The organism is Rhizobium sp. BK289 (assembly GCF_014193575.1).
GTDB lineage: Bacteria > Pseudomonadota > Alphaproteobacteria > Rhizobiales > Rhizobiaceae > Rhizobium > Rhizobium tropici_C.
On the sequence record NZ_JACHZO010000001.1, the window covers coordinates 94,552 to 109,288 of the forward strand.

Below are 14,737 nucleotides of genomic sequence, written 5' to 3' on the forward strand. Positions count from 1 at the left end.
GCTCTTTACAAATGACCGACGGTCAGTCATAATGTTTACTCCTATCGGAATCCAAAGAGGGTCGAATGATTGTCCTTGTTCATGGGTTGGAAGCGCCGGCGCGGACCGGCGCGGACCGGCGCCTGTCCTTTCTCATTCGCTTAGGAGAGACCCGTCATGATCCGTCACGATCTTAGCCAATGGCCGCTTGTGCTGTCGGCTGCCCGTGGTTCGATATCGCCCGAAGAACAGCTTGCTTTCCTCTCCGACTGGACGTCGTGGCTGGACCGTGGCGAACCCTTTTCGACCCTGCGCGTCCTGACGGATCTCGGCGCAACCAAGCACCCCGAAGGCGGTGCAACGGAAGCAAGGACCTGGTTTCAATCCAACGGCGGGCGGATCAAGCGGCTCGTGATTGGCATGGCGACCGTCGTGCCGATCGCTGCCGTGAAGGAGATGAGCTGGATGAACGCCGAAAGGCTGTATGACGTCCCCGCGCAGATCTTCGATGAGGTCAATGAAGCGACGATGTGGCTCGCCTCGGTCTCTGCGGCGCGCGGAAAGCCGGTGCACATGGGGCATGTGCTGCGGAGCCTGACCGATTTGTGTAGGCCGTCATGATGGTATTCGAAACGCTGCTCCCTGATTGCGACGAGACGCATTGGCCGCTGGCGATCCTGGTCGCGGAAGCAAGGCTGGACGCCGATGGGGTTAGATCGGGCCTCGACACAGTCGAGCGCTGGCTGGCGCAGGAAAAGCCGTTTGCGCTTCTGTTGATCTCGGCATACGAGCAGCCGCTCGTGAGCGATGCTGCCATACTGGCTATGGTGGCGCAGCGGATCGGGATTGCCCGCGAAGCCCTCCATCGGTTTCTTCTCGGCATTGCCGTCGTCGTTCCGGCGGCGACGGCTGACGGCGTGCGGCAAAGTCTTGCTCGTCTTCCGCTTCATATGCCGCTAGAAATCTTCAACAAGGCTCCGCCTGCTGTGGAATGGCTATGCCGTTCCATTCTCGCGCCGGCGGGCCTTGCCATTGATAGCCTGTAGATGAGGAAAAATCCGTGACCACCGCAGAACGCCCGCGCCCGCGCACCAAGCCTCCGGAAGTCCGCCGGGAGGAGCTGATGGATGCTGCGCAGCGGCTGTTTCTGGAGAAGGGCTTTGCCGCGACCAGTGTTGCGGAAATCGTCGAGGCCGCCGATGTCGCCAAGGGCACCTTCTATCTCTATTTCCAAACGAAGGAAGATGTTCTTGCCGCTCTGAAGACGCGCTTTATCGAGCGCTTTTGTGAAAAGATCGACGCTGCTGCCGCAGCGGCATCCTCCGGCAGCTGGATGCATCGGCTCGATGTCTGGATAGGATCATGCGTGGTCGGCTATCTCGATGAGGTCGCGCTGCACGATCTGGTTTTTCATGAATTCCACCCACCCAAACGAAGCATGAAACGCGCCAATTCGCTGGTAACCCGCCTGTCATCCTTCCTGCTCGAAGGACGGGAAGCCAAAGCCTTCTCCTTCATCGATGCCCGGCTCTCGGCCGTCATGCTTTTTAATGCCATGCACAGCGCCGTCGACGACTGCCTGGCCGAAGGATCGACCGTCGACCGGCAGAAACTGGTCGATGTCGTCACGGATTTCTGTCGGCGCTCCGTCTGCCCCTGAGCGACCTGCGCGGACAATCCGCAAGCCGGCCCATCAAAGACCGGCCGTCGCCACTTGATCTTCGTGGTATTTTGCTAAGTATCGCACCGTCGATGCACCGAGTGACAGGATGGGATTGATGGCAGGCGAAGCTGAAGGCAGGGCAGTTGATTTATCGGTCGATGATACGTTCTTCGACCTTCTGACGGACAGTTTTCGTCGCATAGTCGGCGTTGCTCTCGTCGATGGAGGATCCGGGCCGGATTGGCTCTATCGCGACGCGCCCTTCGTGGTCGTCGCCCACAATACGGACGCCGATCCCCGTTTCGTCTACGCCAACAAGACTGCGCAGAAGTGCTTCGAATATCCGTGGGATGAGTTCGTGACGCTTCCTTCGCGGCTTTCGGCGGAGCTTCCCGATCGTGCGGAGCGCCAACGACTGCTGGACGCAGTGACGCGCAATGGCTTTATTTCCGACTATCGCGGCCTGCGGATCGCAAAATCTGGACGTCGTTTCTGGATCGAAGACGGCATTGTCTGGCAGCTCGTGGATCGCGACGGGACTCTGCGCGGACAGGCCGCCACATTCTCCAAATGGAAGGATGCCTAGCGCGGTTAACGGGGAAAGCCCGATGTCGCTCCAAAATCGATAATGCTCTTCCGCGTCATGTTCCAAGTCCGCGAGGCGGAACAGGCTGCGGACCACCCTCGATGACGCTGAAGGAACGGACGCTCGGTCTCCGCCTTCAAAGCGTGTCTCATCTGCTCCGGCGCGGGTCGTCAAGCGGCTGTACGACGTGTATAGTAAGGTGAAATACTTCGGCATTGCCGGGTCAGGCGCATTGCGTGACGCCGTCCTGGTATCGTCGCGTTGATGAGACCGCATCGTTGAATATATGAACAAATAACACCAATGCACTGCCCGAAGTTTCTGGCCTGTGTCGTGGCCAAATTTCTTGCTTCATCGTGAAACTTCGAAGATCGTCGTTATGTCAAACCACTGGATATTGCCCGGCAATCCAATTTTTCCGGCTCGCACCCTTGAGGAAACACAGTATTTTTTGACGGAGCTCGAGGCCTGCACAACTCAGGAGGAGTTGGCCGAGGTCGTCATTCGATATGTGGAGCCGTTCGGCGCCACCAATGTTCTGGTCGGCACCATGCCTCAGATCGGCGCGACCAAACGCCAGCAGATAGGCCATGTCTTGATCAATGCCTGGCCGAATGATTGGTCGGCTCGCTATTTTTCTCAAAACTATGTCTTCAAGGATCCGACGATCACGCTGGTACGCGAAGGGCTTGAAAGCTTTTTCTGGAATGAGGACGAAGTCGTCGGAGTTCGGTCCGGCATGCGGGTCATGGGCGAAGCCAAGGAGTTCGGCCTTGCGGAAGGTTTCACCATGACGCTTCCGAGCCTGGGGCCTGAACATGTCGGCTTTTCGATCGCCGGCGAGCGGCTTGAACTCGCGCCCGAAAACAAGAAGAATCTGGCGCTTGTCGCGAATTTTGCTGTTTATCGCGCCTTGCAGATCCGGCGCACCCAGCAAAACAGCAGCGTCGTTAAATTGACGGCACGGGAGCGTGAGGTGCTTCAGCTGGCCGCCGAAGGCTGGAAGGAGCGGCAGATCGCCTCGCGCCTCGGAATCACCGATCATGCCATCGACAAGTACATGCGCTCCTGCCGCGAAAAGCTTGGTTCGCGTAATACCAATCACGCAATTGCCCTTGCTTTGCGAAAGGGTCTGATTTCGTGAGGTACGCTTTTCCGTACCTGTGGTGATCGTGAAACGGCTCGATGATCAGCTTGCCCAAACAGGAGAGCTGTAGAGATGCTTCATATTGTCACCGACCGGAACATGCACGACTATCAGGACGAGATGGATCAGGCATTTCGTCTGCGGCACCGCGTCTTCGTCGATGAGCGCGGATGGAATGATCTGACGCGTGCCGATGGTCGCGAGACCGACCAATTCGATACGGCCGACGCCGTGCATATGCTGTTTATCAATGAAGGCGAGGTTCTTGGATATCAGCGAATGCTGCCCTCCACCAAGCCCCATCTTCTGTCCGAGGTGCTGCCGCAGCTTTGCGAGCAGGAAAGGCCTATTGGCCGGCATATCTGGGAATGGACGCGCTATTGTGTCGAGCCGGCTTACAGGGAACATGGTCGTGCCCTGAGCGCGGTCTCCAACGCGCTGCTTTCGGGTTTTGTCGAATGGGGCTTGGAAAACGATATCAATACCGTGATCATCGAAATGCAGCCGCTTTGGATCCTCCGGCTGCTGCAGCTTCATTTCCGGGTCAGCGCGCTTGGATTGCCGCAGTCGATCTCGGGAGAGGATGTCGTGGCTGTCACCGCATCGTTCGATGAGCGTACATTGACGAAACTTCGTTCCCTGAAGACGGACCTGCGCCGTCGCGCGGCTTAGATGGAATGCCGTGAACTGTTTTGGCTGCAGGTGCAGATATGCAGCTTCATTGCTCCATAAAATCAGCGCTCCAGCACGGTTGCCCAGCTCCGTGCTGGAGCGCCTGACGCATCCACCGGTATCCTGCGGTGAATTCCTGCATGTTGGGAGGTATCGGAGGTAGGTTCCGGTCCTTTCAATTTCCTCTCTCTTGAGGCATTCATAATTAATGAGGAATGTTGAATATAAACAGTCCTTCCAGCTTTCGACTAGTCTGTGAGATCAGTATGAAGACGCATTCCTCGTCACCTTCCGCGGAAACGATGCCGGCGCATCTGCTTGAAGAAACGACTGCCTTGATAACCGCGATGGAGGCGGCGCAGACCGAGGCTGACATCCTGCGGTTGGTGCTCGTCTATATCAGCCGCTTCGGCGCGACAAATGTGCTGGCGGGCACAATGCCGCCGATCGGCGACACGAAGCGGCAGCAAGTCGGCCATATTCTTCTCAATGCGTGGCCGACCGATTGGATCTCTCGTTATTTCAGTAATGACTATCTGCGCCACGATCCGACGATAGACATGGTCAAGGAGCAGCATGCCCCGTTCTTCTGGCGGGATATAGAGGGTTGGAGACTGCAGAATACGAGGGCGCGCGATGTCATGGGGGAAGCCGGAGAGTTTGGTTTGCGCGAGGGTTTCACCATCGCCCTGCAGACTTTCGATGGAACCGTGATAGGCTTTTCCATCGGCGGTGAACATCTCGAAATCAAGGAGCAGGAGCGCGGCGGCCTGCAATTGCTGGCGACCTTTGCAGTGGACCGTGCCTTCCAGCTTAGGGACCTGGATCAGCTTCCGTTGCTGAAGGGGGTCACGCCAAGGGAAAGACGTGCGCTGCAATTGGCCGCGGATGGCTTGCGGGATCATGAGATCGCGGTGCGGATGGGCATCACCCATCACGGCGCCGAAAAGCATCTGCGCTCGGTTCGCGACAAGCTCGAAGCAAAAAATACAACCAATGCCATTGCGATCGCCATTCGGCTCGGCCTGATAAGGTAGGATCGGCTCTCTGCGACATTGACTGGGAGGCTTCGCCAGACTGCACGGAATAGTGATCGGGCGAGTTTGTTTCCGCCGGACGTTGATAGTTTCGGTACCATTATTGCCTTTATTCAGGACTCTACTAAATATGGTTCGGACATAGCAAATTGGCTATCGTAATTCGGATCGTAAAAACTCGTGCTGAATCAGAAGCAGAGGCGTGCGAATGACGTTTGACTGGTCTGTTTGCTGAGGACGGCCGACTTGGACGCCACCAGCTTCAATCATGATGAAGTCGATGCTGCATACGGCGGCCGAAAGATGTTGTTCGGCGGCTATCGACATAGATGTGCCGTATCCCGCGATCCAGCCAACCCCGATCAAGATCGCTTTCAAAGCTGGCGCCGATCGCAGGCGCCAGCAAGGATGCGACAACTTTGGCGTGGAAAGGCCTCTCGTGAGCCTCGCCAGAGCCGACGTCAGCAGAATTCTCAGCGACCCGTTCCCGAAAAATAGAGTTACCAGTCATGATAAAACGCATGGTGATCATGCTGATCGTCATAGGCCTGATCCTGGGCGGGATTTTCGGCTTCCAGGCATTCAAGAACCGTATGATCGCGGCGTATCTGGCTAATCTCAAGGCGCCACCGCAGACGGTCTCCACCATCACGGCGGCAACGAGCCCGTGGCAGACCACGCTGCAATCCATAGGCAGCTTCAATGCCGTCGAGGGTGCCAATCTCTCGGCGCAGGTCCAGGGCATCGTTCAGAAGATCGGGTTTCAGGACGGCCAGGATGTCAAGAAGGGCGATCTCATCGTCCAGCTGCTTGCCGACCAGCAGATCGCAACGCTGCAGCAATACCAGGCATCGGCGACAAATGCGCAGATCGCCTATGAGCGCGATTCCAAGCTGATCAAGGCAAATACCATTGCGCAGAGCCAAGTGGATAGCGATCTGGCCACATGGAAGGCTGCGCAGGCGCAGGTCGCCTCGCAACAGGCGCTGATCGATCAATATTCGATCCGTGCACCCTTCGATGGACACCTCGGTATCCGGCTGGTCAGCCTCGGCGAATATCTGGCGCCCGGAACCGCAGTCGTCACATTGCAATCGCTCGATCCGATCCAGTTCGATTTCTCGCTGCCGCAGCAAGCCCTATCGCAGTTGAAGGTCGGCCAAGCGGTGACGGCGACGGTCGACGCTTATGGCAACCAGACCTTCGATGGCAAGATCACGGCAATCAGCCCGTTGGTCGACACTCAGAGCCGTAACATCACCATCCGTGCAACGTTTCCTAATGCCGACCGTAAGCTCTTGCCCGGCATGTTCGGCAGTGTTTCTGTGGTGGTGGGTGAACCGAGAGAGTATATCGCTCTGCCGCAGACTGCCGTCACCGTCAATCCCTATGGCAACGTCGTTTATGTGGTGACCGATAAAGGCAAGATGCCGGATGGAAAGCCGCAGCTCGTCGCCAGTCAGAAGTTCGTCAGCACCGGGCAGGCGCGCGGCGATCAGATCGCGGTGATCAAAGGTATAAACGCGGGCGAAGTCGTGGTGACCTCCGGCCAATTGAAGCTCAATAACGGCTCGCCTGTCATCATCAACAATGATGTACAGCCGTCGAACGATCCCAACGCAAATCCGGCAAACCCCAACTGAGGTGTGGCGATGAATATCACCGATATCTTCATCCGGCGCCCTGTCCTTGCCCTCGTGGTGAGCGCGTTGATTGTCGTGATCGGCTACCAGTCGTTCCGTACGCTGACCGTCCGTCAATATCCGCAGACCCAGAATGCCGTCGTCACGGTGTCAACCACCTATCCCGGTGCGGCACCCGACGTCATCGCCGGCTTCATCACGACGCCGCTCGAAAACGCCATCGCCCAGGCGAACGGCATCGATTACATGACATCCTCAAGCACCAGCGGCACATCGACAATCACCGTCAACCTGCGCCTCAACTACAGTGCCGACGCGGCGATGACGGAAATCAATGCCAAGGTATCCTCGGTTCTCAACCAGCTGCCGAACGGCACGCAACAGCCCATCATGACGGTTTCCATCGGCACGTCGATCGATGCGATGTATATCGGCTTCCGCAGCGATGTTCTGGCCAGCAACCAGATCACCGACTATCTGACGCGCGTGGTTCAGCCTAAGCTGCAGGCGGTCAATGGCGTTCAGACAGCCGAAATCCTTGGCGCGCGAACCTTCGCCTTGAGAGCCTGGCTGAAGCCCGATAGGCTCGCTGCCTATGGATTAACGGCCGGGGATGTCGCGACGGCGCTCGCAAACAACAACTATATTTCCGGCGTTGGCACGACGCGCGGCCAGATGACTCAGACGGTGCTGACGGCACAGACCGATCTGCATTCGGCTGATGAATTCAGGGAGATGGTGGTCAGGCAGATCGGCAGCACGATCGTTCGCCTGAAGGATGTCGCTACCGTCGTGCTGGGGTCGCAAAATCCGGATGTTCAGATCCGGTTCGATGCACAGGATGGCGTGTTCATGGGCATCCAGATTACGCCGACGGCAAACCTGCTCGATGTGATCGCCGGTGTACGTGCCGTGTTTCCGAGTATCCAGGCGCAGCTGCCGCAGGGGCTCCAAGGCTATATCGTCTACGATTCCAGCACCTTCGTCACCACGTCGATCGATGAGGTGGTCAAGAGCCTGATCGAGGCTCTGGTGATCGTCATTTTCGTGGTGTTCGCCTTTCTCGGTTCACCGCGATCGGTTGCCATTCCGATCGTCGCCATACCGCTGTCGTTGGTCGGCACCTTCGCGATGATGCTGATCTTTGGCTTCTCGATCAACCTTCTGACGCTGCTTGCCCTGGTGCTGGCGATCGGCCTCGTGGTCGACGACGCCATCATCGTCGTGGAGAACGTCAACCGTCACATCGAGGAAGGGGCGCCGCCGATGCAAGCGGCGCTGGCCGCGGCGCACGAACTGGTGGGGCCGATCCTTGCAATGACCGTCGTGCTGGTCGCCGTCTATGTGCCGATCGGCTTCCAGGGCGGCCTGACCGGCGCTCTATTTACGGAATTTGCCTTTACGCTGGTCGGCGCTGTCACCGTTTCGATGATCATCGCGCTGACGCTGACGCCGATGATGTGTTCGCGCATCCTGAAGCCGCATTTGACCGATCGCAGCGGCTGGGAGGAGCGAATCTCCGATTTCATCGACCGTCGCTTCTCTGAAATCCACCGGCCCTATGTGCGCATGCTGCACGGCAGCCTGAACACTGTGCCGGTGGCGTTGGTCTTTGCCGCAATCGTCCTCGGCAGCATCTATTTCCTCTACACCAGCGCCAAGACCGAGCTGGCTCCCAACGAAGACCAGGGATTCCTCGCCGCGCAGATGACGAATGCCCCGAACGCGACGCTTGACCAAAAGCTGCTCAACTCCGATCAGGTCAACAAGATCTTCGCCAGCTTCCCCGAAACCGATCATACCCTGCAGGTCGAGGTGCCCGGCACCTCGTTCGAGGGCATGGTGTTGAAACCATGGGATCAGCGCACCAGAACGGCGGACCAGTTGCAGCCGTTGGTACAGGCTGACCTCGCAAAAATCGCCGGCGGACAGGCGGTGGTCTTCCAGATACCACCGCTGCCTGGCGCGAGTGGCTTGCCCGTGCAGTTCGCCATCGGCAGCACCGGCGATTTCAACCAGCTCAACGAAGTATCCAATACGTTCCTGCAGGAAGCGCAGAAATCCGGTGAATTCATCTTCCTGACCAAGGATCTCTACGTCGACAATCCGCAATATTCGATCCAGATCGACCGCAACAAGGCATCGGCTCTCGGCCTGTCGATGAACAATGTCGGTTCGGCGCTCGCAGCCATGCTGGGTGGCGGCTACGTCAACTATTTCAGCATCGACAACCGCTCCTATCAGGTCATACCGCAGGTGGAGCAGCGCTCGCGCCAGACCATCGATCAGATCATGAACTATCCAATCGCAACCGTGAACGGCGACAAGATTCCGCTTTCGGCGATCGCGACGGCGAAGCTTCAGGCGACGCCGCGTTCAGTTGCGCATTTCCAGCAGCTGAATTCGGCCACCATCTCGGGCGTGCCGGCCCCGGGCGTCGCCGTCGGCGATGCGCTGGAAACCCTCAAGTCGATCGCGGCGCGCACGCTGCCACAGGGGTACTCGGTCGATTACGGAGGCCAGTCACGCCAATATGTGCAGGAATCCAGCGGCATGGCTACCACCTTCGCCCTAGCCTTGATCATTGTGTTCTTGGCGCTGTCGGCGCAGTTCAACAGTTTCCGCGACCCGCTGATCATTCTTGTGTCGGTGCCCATGTCGATTGCGGGCGCGCTCGCCTTCATCAGCCTCGGCATCGGCGGCGCGACGATGAACATCTATACGCAGGTCGGCTTGGTGACGCTGATGGGGCTGATCAGCAAGCACGGTATCCTGATCGTCGAGGTGGCGAATACGTTGCAGGCCTCCGGAAAGACCAAACGGGAGGCGATCGAGGGTGCCTGCGGCATTCGTCTGCGTCCGATCCTCATGACGACCGGCGCTATGGTTTTGGGCGTCGTGCCGCTGATCCTGGCGACCGGAGCCGGCGCATCCGCCCGCTTCAACATGGGCCTCGTGATCGCGGCGGGGCTTGCCATCGGGACATTGTTCACGCTTTTCGTGGTGCCTGCCGTCTACATGCTGCTTGCCGCCGATCACCATAAGCGGGCTGCATCCGAAGCGGAACCGGCGCCCGTGCATTGACCGGAACCGCCATCAGGCCTACGCGCCATAGTGGCCGGGCATTGTCTCGATCGAACTCAGCCGCGGCATCATCTTGCCGACCGTCTCTTTGCGAAAGACCGGTACGGTGGTCGCCGTCGTCTCGCGTGCCGTCGACGGAGGGCACGCGCTTCGGAATTCCTATCATCACCCCCGCGCGGCAGACAGGCTGGATTCGACGCCCGCATATTCGCGTGACTGATCTTTGCGAAGCAATCTTCGCGAGATTTCATCCGCTGGAACGGGCTTGCCGACCATATATCCTTGAAGCTGATCGCAGCCGGCGGCGCGTAATATCGCCGCTTGATTGGCGGTTTCGATCCCCTCCGCGGTCACCGGAATTCCGAGCGCCGTGGCAAGGGAGATTGTTGCGCGAAGAACGTCGACCCCATTTCCCTCGTCTTCCACGCTGGATACCAGCGAGCGGTCTATCTTCACGCGGTCAAACCCAAATTGCCGCAATGCGCCGATGCTTGCATAACCACACCCGAAATCGTCGAGCGCAAACCTGATGCCGATGCTCTTGAGCTGATTGATCGACCGCCGCGCCTGATCCGGATTGCTAATGAGAACACCCTCCGTAATTTCCAAGGTGAGACGGGTCGGATCGAAAGCGAACTCCTGCAGGACAGCGATCACCTGCGCACCGAAATCCGGATTGCACAGTTGGATGGGCGATACGTTGACCGATAGTGTCAGACCGCTCCAGTTCTTCGCGCAAGCGATGGAGGTTCGCAGCATATGGATGCCGAGAGCATCGATAAGGCCGGATTTTTCCGCAAGCGGGATGAATATTTCGGGGCTGATGCTTCCCGCCGGACTACGCCAGCGCGCCAGAGCTTCGAGACCGGTGGTCATGCCCGTTGCCGCGGAGACCAGGGGCTGGAAAACGGGTTCGATTGCGCCACTGTTGATGGCCTGTCTCAGCATGCCTTCCATTTCGGCGATCCGCTGACGATCCTGATCGAGGCCGGGATTGTATTCGACCGCATGCCCCTTGCCGTTTTCCTTGGCGCGATAAAGGGCCATGTCGGCTCTGCGCAGAAGTTCAAGAGGCGCCATGTTCCCCGCACAGATTGCCGCGCCGATACTGGCGTCTGCCTCGATCGTCCGCCCGTCGATCTTGAAGGGTTCCCCAAATACCGCGAGGATGGATTTCTCTACCTCACCGCATGTGGCATGCCCGACCTGCACCAACGCGAATTCATCGCCGCCAAGCCTTGCAGCGGCGAGAATTTCGGAATGGCACGTCGGTAGCGCCTGCGCGATCATGCGGATCAGATCATCCCCGACGGCATGCCCCCAGGCATCATTGACCGCTTTGAAGCCATCGAGATCGATCAGGTAGAGCGACAGCGGTGCTGCGGCCGATGCGTTCATGCTATCCAGCGCGTTCAGAAGCCCATGTCTGTTGAGTAAGCCGCTCAGACTATCATGACTGGCTTCAAAGTGGGCAGTCTGCGCGAGCTGACGCAGACGCCGCGCTTCGGACGTGCCGGCCAAAAGAACGCCGCCGAGGAAGAGGACAAGAATGACGACGGCCGTCGCGATATAAGGGGAAACCTTGGACAGCGCCGCGGTTCCCGGCGCTTTGCCGGGCCAGGCGAGATAAGCGATCGGGGCGCCATTCATATCCTTGATTGGCCAGTTGAGGAGGCCTTGTTCGGGCGCGAGCGTGAGGTGCAATCCTTCGAGTTCGTGTTCGTCCGATAGCGTGTCCAGGATCTCAGGCGTCAGGTCCTTGGTGAAGCTCAGCACACTTAGCTTCGGAAGCACGGCGGCGGGCGTGTACGGTTGGATGGCCTGTGACGCGACGAGAGTAATGCCGTTCTCCGTCTTCATGAAATTCACGATCGGATCCTGGCCCGGGCCGGCGGCGGCCACGATTTGGCGGTCGAACGGGTGGCCGAAAAGATCCCGGGGCTGGACCGGTTTGCCCTTGATGTAGGCGGAAAGTGTTGCGTCATCCGGTCCGATCACGATCGCGCCATCATATAGCGGATAGTTCGCGCTGACCTTTCCCCAGTTTGCATAGGCCCAGTCAGCGGCCGTCGCGGTGCCGATGGCGTTGTAGGCATCGTCCCATACGGCGTTATCTCTGATGGTGGCGCCTAGACGCGACACCAGCGCTGCAATTCCGGCCTCGGCCGCGCGGCCCGCCCGGGCATCGTCGATATCGTTCATCGAGCGCGTCATCGTGGCAACAACATGCGCCACCAGGCTTGTCAGCAAGAGAGCAACAGCAAGAAAGCAGGCAGTTACGGCAAATACGGAAGAGGTCTGAGCGCGCACATGCCCAGCCGCGAGATGAAGCGACATGAGAAGTCCGAGATGTGAATTGGAAAGACCATGTCAGAGGGGACTGCAGGAGACATCATGTCCGCAAGGCGCTGCATCACATGAATTATCACGTGATTGTGTAAGTGCGATTAAGGGGCGTGGTTAAAAACCTCCTGCCGGAATTTCCGATTCGTCCCGGGCGTACAGGTCTATCGAGTCTGAGAATGCTTCAACGTCGTCAGAGCTTCGGGGTCAACATATCGAAGCGGTCGTAAATGGTGGCGCAGGTATCAACTTCGGATCCCTCAAGAGCAAAACCACAGACGTCTCCCATGCGGGATGGCCCTCGCGCAATGGCTTCGCCAGTCGACCTGGGGTAAGATACGCCGCAGGGGCCATCGCGGTCGGCGGGGAGGGGCATGGAGCGCCGTCTTGCAGCAATTCTGATCGCTGACGTCGCAGGCTACAGCCGCCTGAGCCAGATCGACGAGGAAGCGACGCGCCGCAACTTCAAGGCAGATCTGGATGATGTCATCGAACCCAGAATAGCCGAACATCACGGCCGGCTGGTCAAGACGATGGGCGACGGGCTGCTCGTAGAATTTCATAGTGTCGTCGACGCCTTGCAATGCGCGATCGCCATTCAGCGGGAGAAGGCGAAGCGGAATTCGGCCACCGACGGCGCCATGACGCTGCGGTTCCGCATCGGGGTTAATCTCGGCGACATCATCGTCGAGGACGAGGATATTCACGGCGATGGAGTCAACATTGCCGATCGCATGCAGACGCTGGCCGAACCTGGCGGTATCGCAATCTCCGGCACGACCTATGATCAGGTGAAGACGAAGATCGATGTCGGCTTCATTTCGCTCGGGCGGCAGAAAGTCAAGAGCATTGCCGAGCCGATCCGGGTCTACAGAGTCGCTTTCGATCCGGCCGCGGCCCGCCGGTTTCCGCAATTGCCCAAGCGTGTGCGCCGCGGCGCGGTCCTGGCTATCGCACTGTCTCTGATTGTCGGCGGTGGCGCTTATCTCTGGTACAGGCTGGACATTGGTGAGACGCCGGCGTTCGTCCGCCGCTTCGCCTATCCTCTGCCAGACAAGCCGTCGGTCGCCGTCCTTCCTTTCATCAATGTCAGCGGCGATTCGGAGCAAGATCACCTGGCCGAAGGGCTGACGGACGATCTGATTACCGAACTTTCCAAAGTGTCGGGGCTTTTTGTCATTGCGAGGCATTCGGTCTTTGCGTTGAAGGGCGATACGAGCAAGACTAAGGACGTGGCGGCGGAACTCGGCGTGCATTACCTGCTCGAAGGCACGCTGCAGCGGGCGGGGCTGCAGTTGCGGATCAATGTGAAATTGATCGACGCTCTGACGGGACTCTCCATGTGGGGGGAACGCTACGACCGGCAATATGCCGATCTCTTTGCAATTCAAGACGATGTGACCGGCAAGATCATCTCGGCGCTGAAGGTGGAGCTCAACGAAGGCGAGCGCACGCAGATTGAGAAGATCCCGAGCGATAACCTCGAAGCCTACGACTATTACATGCGCGCAGAGCACGAAGGGCTGCTCTACAGCGATGTGGAGACCTATCGCCGGACGCTTTCCTATTACCAGAAGGCGATCGACCTCGATCCGAATTTTGCCGACGCGCACTCCGGGATCGCGCGCGTCGCAGTCGATGTTTGGCGCAACGATTACAATTTTCTCTGGTCGGCGGCGGTGGCGCGCAAGATCGCCTATGATGCGGCGGGACAGGCGCTGAAGCTTGACCCGAACAATGCGCGGGCCCATACCGTGCTCGCCCTGTTGCAACTGGTCGATGGGAGGGAAGTCGAAGCCCGGGAGTCGGCAAACCGGGCCGTGGCGGCCCAGCCGAACAGCGCTGAAGCTGCAGGTAACCTGGCGTTGATCCTGTCCCAAACGGGAAGCCATTACGAGGCGGTTGCCGAAATCGACAGGGCGCTCAGGCTTGATCCGGCGCCATCGCCGAGCTTCCAGCTGCTGGCGGGCATCGTTCTCTACACGGTGCGAGACAATAATCGTGCCATCCCTCTTATAGAAGCGGCGCGCGACGCGTTGCCGAACGCCGAACCGGCGCGCGAATATCTGACAGCGGCTTATGGCTTTGATGGCGACCGGGTGCGAAGCGTGGCGGAGAAGGCCAAGCTTCTGGAACTCTTCCCGGAAAGCAATCTCGCCTATTACGGGTATCTCTACGACTACTGGCGTCCACCGGAACTGGAGCATCACCTCGCCGGGCTGAAGGCCGCAGGTATTCCGGCATGGCCTTTCGGATTTGTCGGGAGCGATGCCGATCGGCTCGACGAGAAGGCGCTGCGCGATCTAATCGACGGAAAGACCTGGGCTGGAAAACACAAGAATGGAACGACCTTCGTCCAGTATTTTGATAAGGCAGGCAACACCGCCTACAGGAGCGCCAATACCAATATTACCGGCACGGTCGACGTGAAGGGAAATAGGCTGTGCGAGAGGTTTAGTGGCTATTTCCTGGACCGCATGGTCTGCGGGCAGGTCTATAGGAACAGGGATGCCGGACAGCCCGACGCCCAATACGTCCACGTGACCCCTCAGGCACTGATGTTCTTTTCACCGGCACCATGAA

General features: G+C 58.6%; 12 protein-coding genes. 10 read left to right on the forward strand and 2 right to left on the reverse strand.

Translation table 11 applies throughout. The annotated features are described in order from the left end of the window. Nucleotides 1-156 precede the first annotated feature (156 nt). The 7 genes from FHT84_RS00430 (at nucleotide 157) to FHT84_RS00460 (ending at nucleotide 5,084) form a co-directional block, all read left to right on the forward strand. Complete coding sequence (locus FHT84_RS00430) at nucleotides 157-600, forward strand: hypothetical protein (RefSeq protein ID WP_112344543.1); 444 nt, start codon at nucleotides 157-159, stop codon at nucleotides 598-600. Beyond that, nucleotides 597-1,025 carry a hypothetical protein gene (locus FHT84_RS00435; protein WP_112344544.1) on the forward strand — a complete coding sequence of 143 codons (429 nt, stop codon included), beginning with the start codon at nucleotides 597-599 and terminating at the stop codon, nucleotides 1,023-1,025. The genes FHT84_RS00430 and FHT84_RS00435 overlap by 4 nt, the downstream gene beginning before the upstream one ends. 14 nt (nucleotides 1,026-1,039) lie before the next feature. Continuing rightward, nucleotides 1,040-1,639 (forward strand): TetR/AcrR family transcriptional regulator, encoded by a 600-nt coding sequence (locus FHT84_RS00440; protein ID WP_245430457.1) that lies wholly within the window; start codon nucleotides 1,040-1,042, stop codon nucleotides 1,637-1,639. A 118-nt stretch (nucleotides 1,640-1,757) separates the two neighbouring features. Then, nucleotides 1,758-2,228 (forward strand): MEKHLA domain-containing protein, encoded by a 471-nt coding sequence (locus FHT84_RS00445; RefSeq protein WP_112344545.1) that lies wholly within the window; start codon nucleotides 1,758-1,760, stop codon nucleotides 2,226-2,228. A 451-nt stretch (nucleotides 2,229-2,679) separates the two neighbouring features. Beyond that, entirely contained in the window at nucleotides 2,680-3,372 is a 693-nt protein-coding gene (locus FHT84_RS00450) for a LuxR family transcriptional regulator (RefSeq protein ID WP_162737002.1), read from the forward strand. A 75-nt stretch (nucleotides 3,373-3,447) separates the two neighbouring features. Further along, nucleotides 3,448-4,047, forward strand: coding sequence for an acyl-homoserine-lactone synthase (locus FHT84_RS00455; RefSeq protein ID WP_112344547.1), 600 nt, complete (start codon nucleotides 3,448-3,450; stop codon nucleotides 4,045-4,047). A gap of 266 nt (nucleotides 4,048-4,313) precedes the next feature. Continuing rightward, on the forward strand, nucleotides 4,314-5,084 hold the full coding sequence (locus FHT84_RS00460) for an autoinducer binding domain-containing protein (protein WP_162737003.1): 771 nt from the start codon (nucleotides 4,314-4,316) through the stop codon (nucleotides 5,082-5,084). Nucleotides 5,085-5,346: 262 nt separating this feature from the next. Here the strand turns inward: FHT84_RS00460 and FHT84_RS00465 are convergent, their stop codons facing one another. Then, nucleotides 5,347-5,628, reverse strand: coding sequence for a hypothetical protein (locus FHT84_RS00465; RefSeq protein WP_145644310.1), 282 nt, complete (start codon nucleotides 5,626-5,628; stop codon nucleotides 5,347-5,349). On the opposite strand from FHT84_RS00465, the gene FHT84_RS00470 reads away from it, so the two are divergent. Together FHT84_RS00470 and FHT84_RS00475 are read left to right on the forward strand one after the other, a co-directional pair. Next, nucleotides 5,606-6,727, forward strand: a complete 1,122-nt coding sequence (locus tag FHT84_RS00470; RefSeq protein ID WP_245430458.1) for an efflux RND transporter periplasmic adaptor subunit — start codon at nucleotides 5,606-5,608, stop codon at nucleotides 6,725-6,727. The genes FHT84_RS00465 and FHT84_RS00470 overlap by 23 nt on opposite strands. Nucleotides 6,728-6,736: 9 nt before the next feature. Then, nucleotides 6,737-9,811, forward strand: a complete 3,075-nt coding sequence (locus FHT84_RS00475) for an efflux RND transporter permease subunit (protein WP_112344550.1) — start codon at nucleotides 6,737-6,739, stop codon at nucleotides 9,809-9,811. Nucleotides 9,812-9,976: 165 nt separating this feature from the next. Here FHT84_RS00475 and FHT84_RS00480 read toward each other — a convergent pair whose 3' ends face one another. Beyond that, nucleotides 9,977-12,148: a bifunctional diguanylate cyclase/phosphodiesterase gene (locus tag FHT84_RS00480; RefSeq protein ID WP_112344551.1), complete on the reverse strand. Its 2,172-nt coding sequence runs from the start codon at nucleotides 12,146-12,148 to the stop codon at nucleotides 9,977-9,979. Between the two features lie 380 nt (nucleotides 12,149-12,528). On the opposite strand from FHT84_RS00480, the gene FHT84_RS00485 reads away from it, so the two are divergent. Continuing rightward, nucleotides 12,529-14,736, forward strand: coding sequence for an adenylate/guanylate cyclase domain-containing protein (locus FHT84_RS00485; RefSeq protein WP_183761212.1), 2,208 nt, complete (start codon nucleotides 12,529-12,531; stop codon nucleotides 14,734-14,736). Nucleotide 14,737: the final 1 nt, after the last annotated feature.

What these genes read in the sequence shown, in the direction of transcription:
- FHT84_RS00470 (WP_245430458.1), top strand. Translation starts at nt 5,606, where the DNA reads ATGGTGATCATGCTGATCGTCATAGGCCTGATCCTGGGCGGGATTTTC.
- FHT84_RS00480 (WP_112344551.1), bottom strand. Translation starts at nt 12,148, where the DNA reads ATGTCGCTTCATCTCGCGGCTGGGCATGTGCGCGCTCAGACCTCTTCC.
- FHT84_RS00435 (WP_112344544.1), top strand. Translation starts at nt 597, where the DNA reads ATGATGGTATTCGAAACGCTGCTCCCTGATTGCGACGAGACGCATTGG.
- FHT84_RS00445 (WP_112344545.1), top strand. Translation starts at nt 1,758, where the DNA reads ATGGCAGGCGAAGCTGAAGGCAGGGCAGTTGATTTATCGGTCGATGAT.
- FHT84_RS00430 (WP_112344543.1), top strand. Translation starts at nt 157, where the DNA reads ATGATCCGTCACGATCTTAGCCAATGGCCGCTTGTGCTGTCGGCTGCC.
- FHT84_RS00460 (WP_162737003.1), top strand. Translation starts at nt 4,314, where the DNA reads ATGAAGACGCATTCCTCGTCACCTTCCGCGGAAACGATGCCGGCGCAT.
- FHT84_RS00475 (WP_112344550.1), top strand. Translation starts at nt 6,737, where the DNA reads ATGAATATCACCGATATCTTCATCCGGCGCCCTGTCCTTGCCCTCGTG.
- FHT84_RS00455 (WP_112344547.1), top strand. Translation starts at nt 3,448, where the DNA reads ATGCTTCATATTGTCACCGACCGGAACATGCACGACTATCAGGACGAG.
- FHT84_RS00465 (WP_145644310.1), bottom strand. Translation starts at nt 5,628, where the DNA reads ATGACGATCAGCATGATCACCATGCGTTTTATCATGACTGGTAACTCT.
- FHT84_RS00485 (WP_183761212.1), top strand. Translation starts at nt 12,529, where the DNA reads ATGGAGCGCCGTCTTGCAGCAATTCTGATCGCTGACGTCGCAGGCTAC.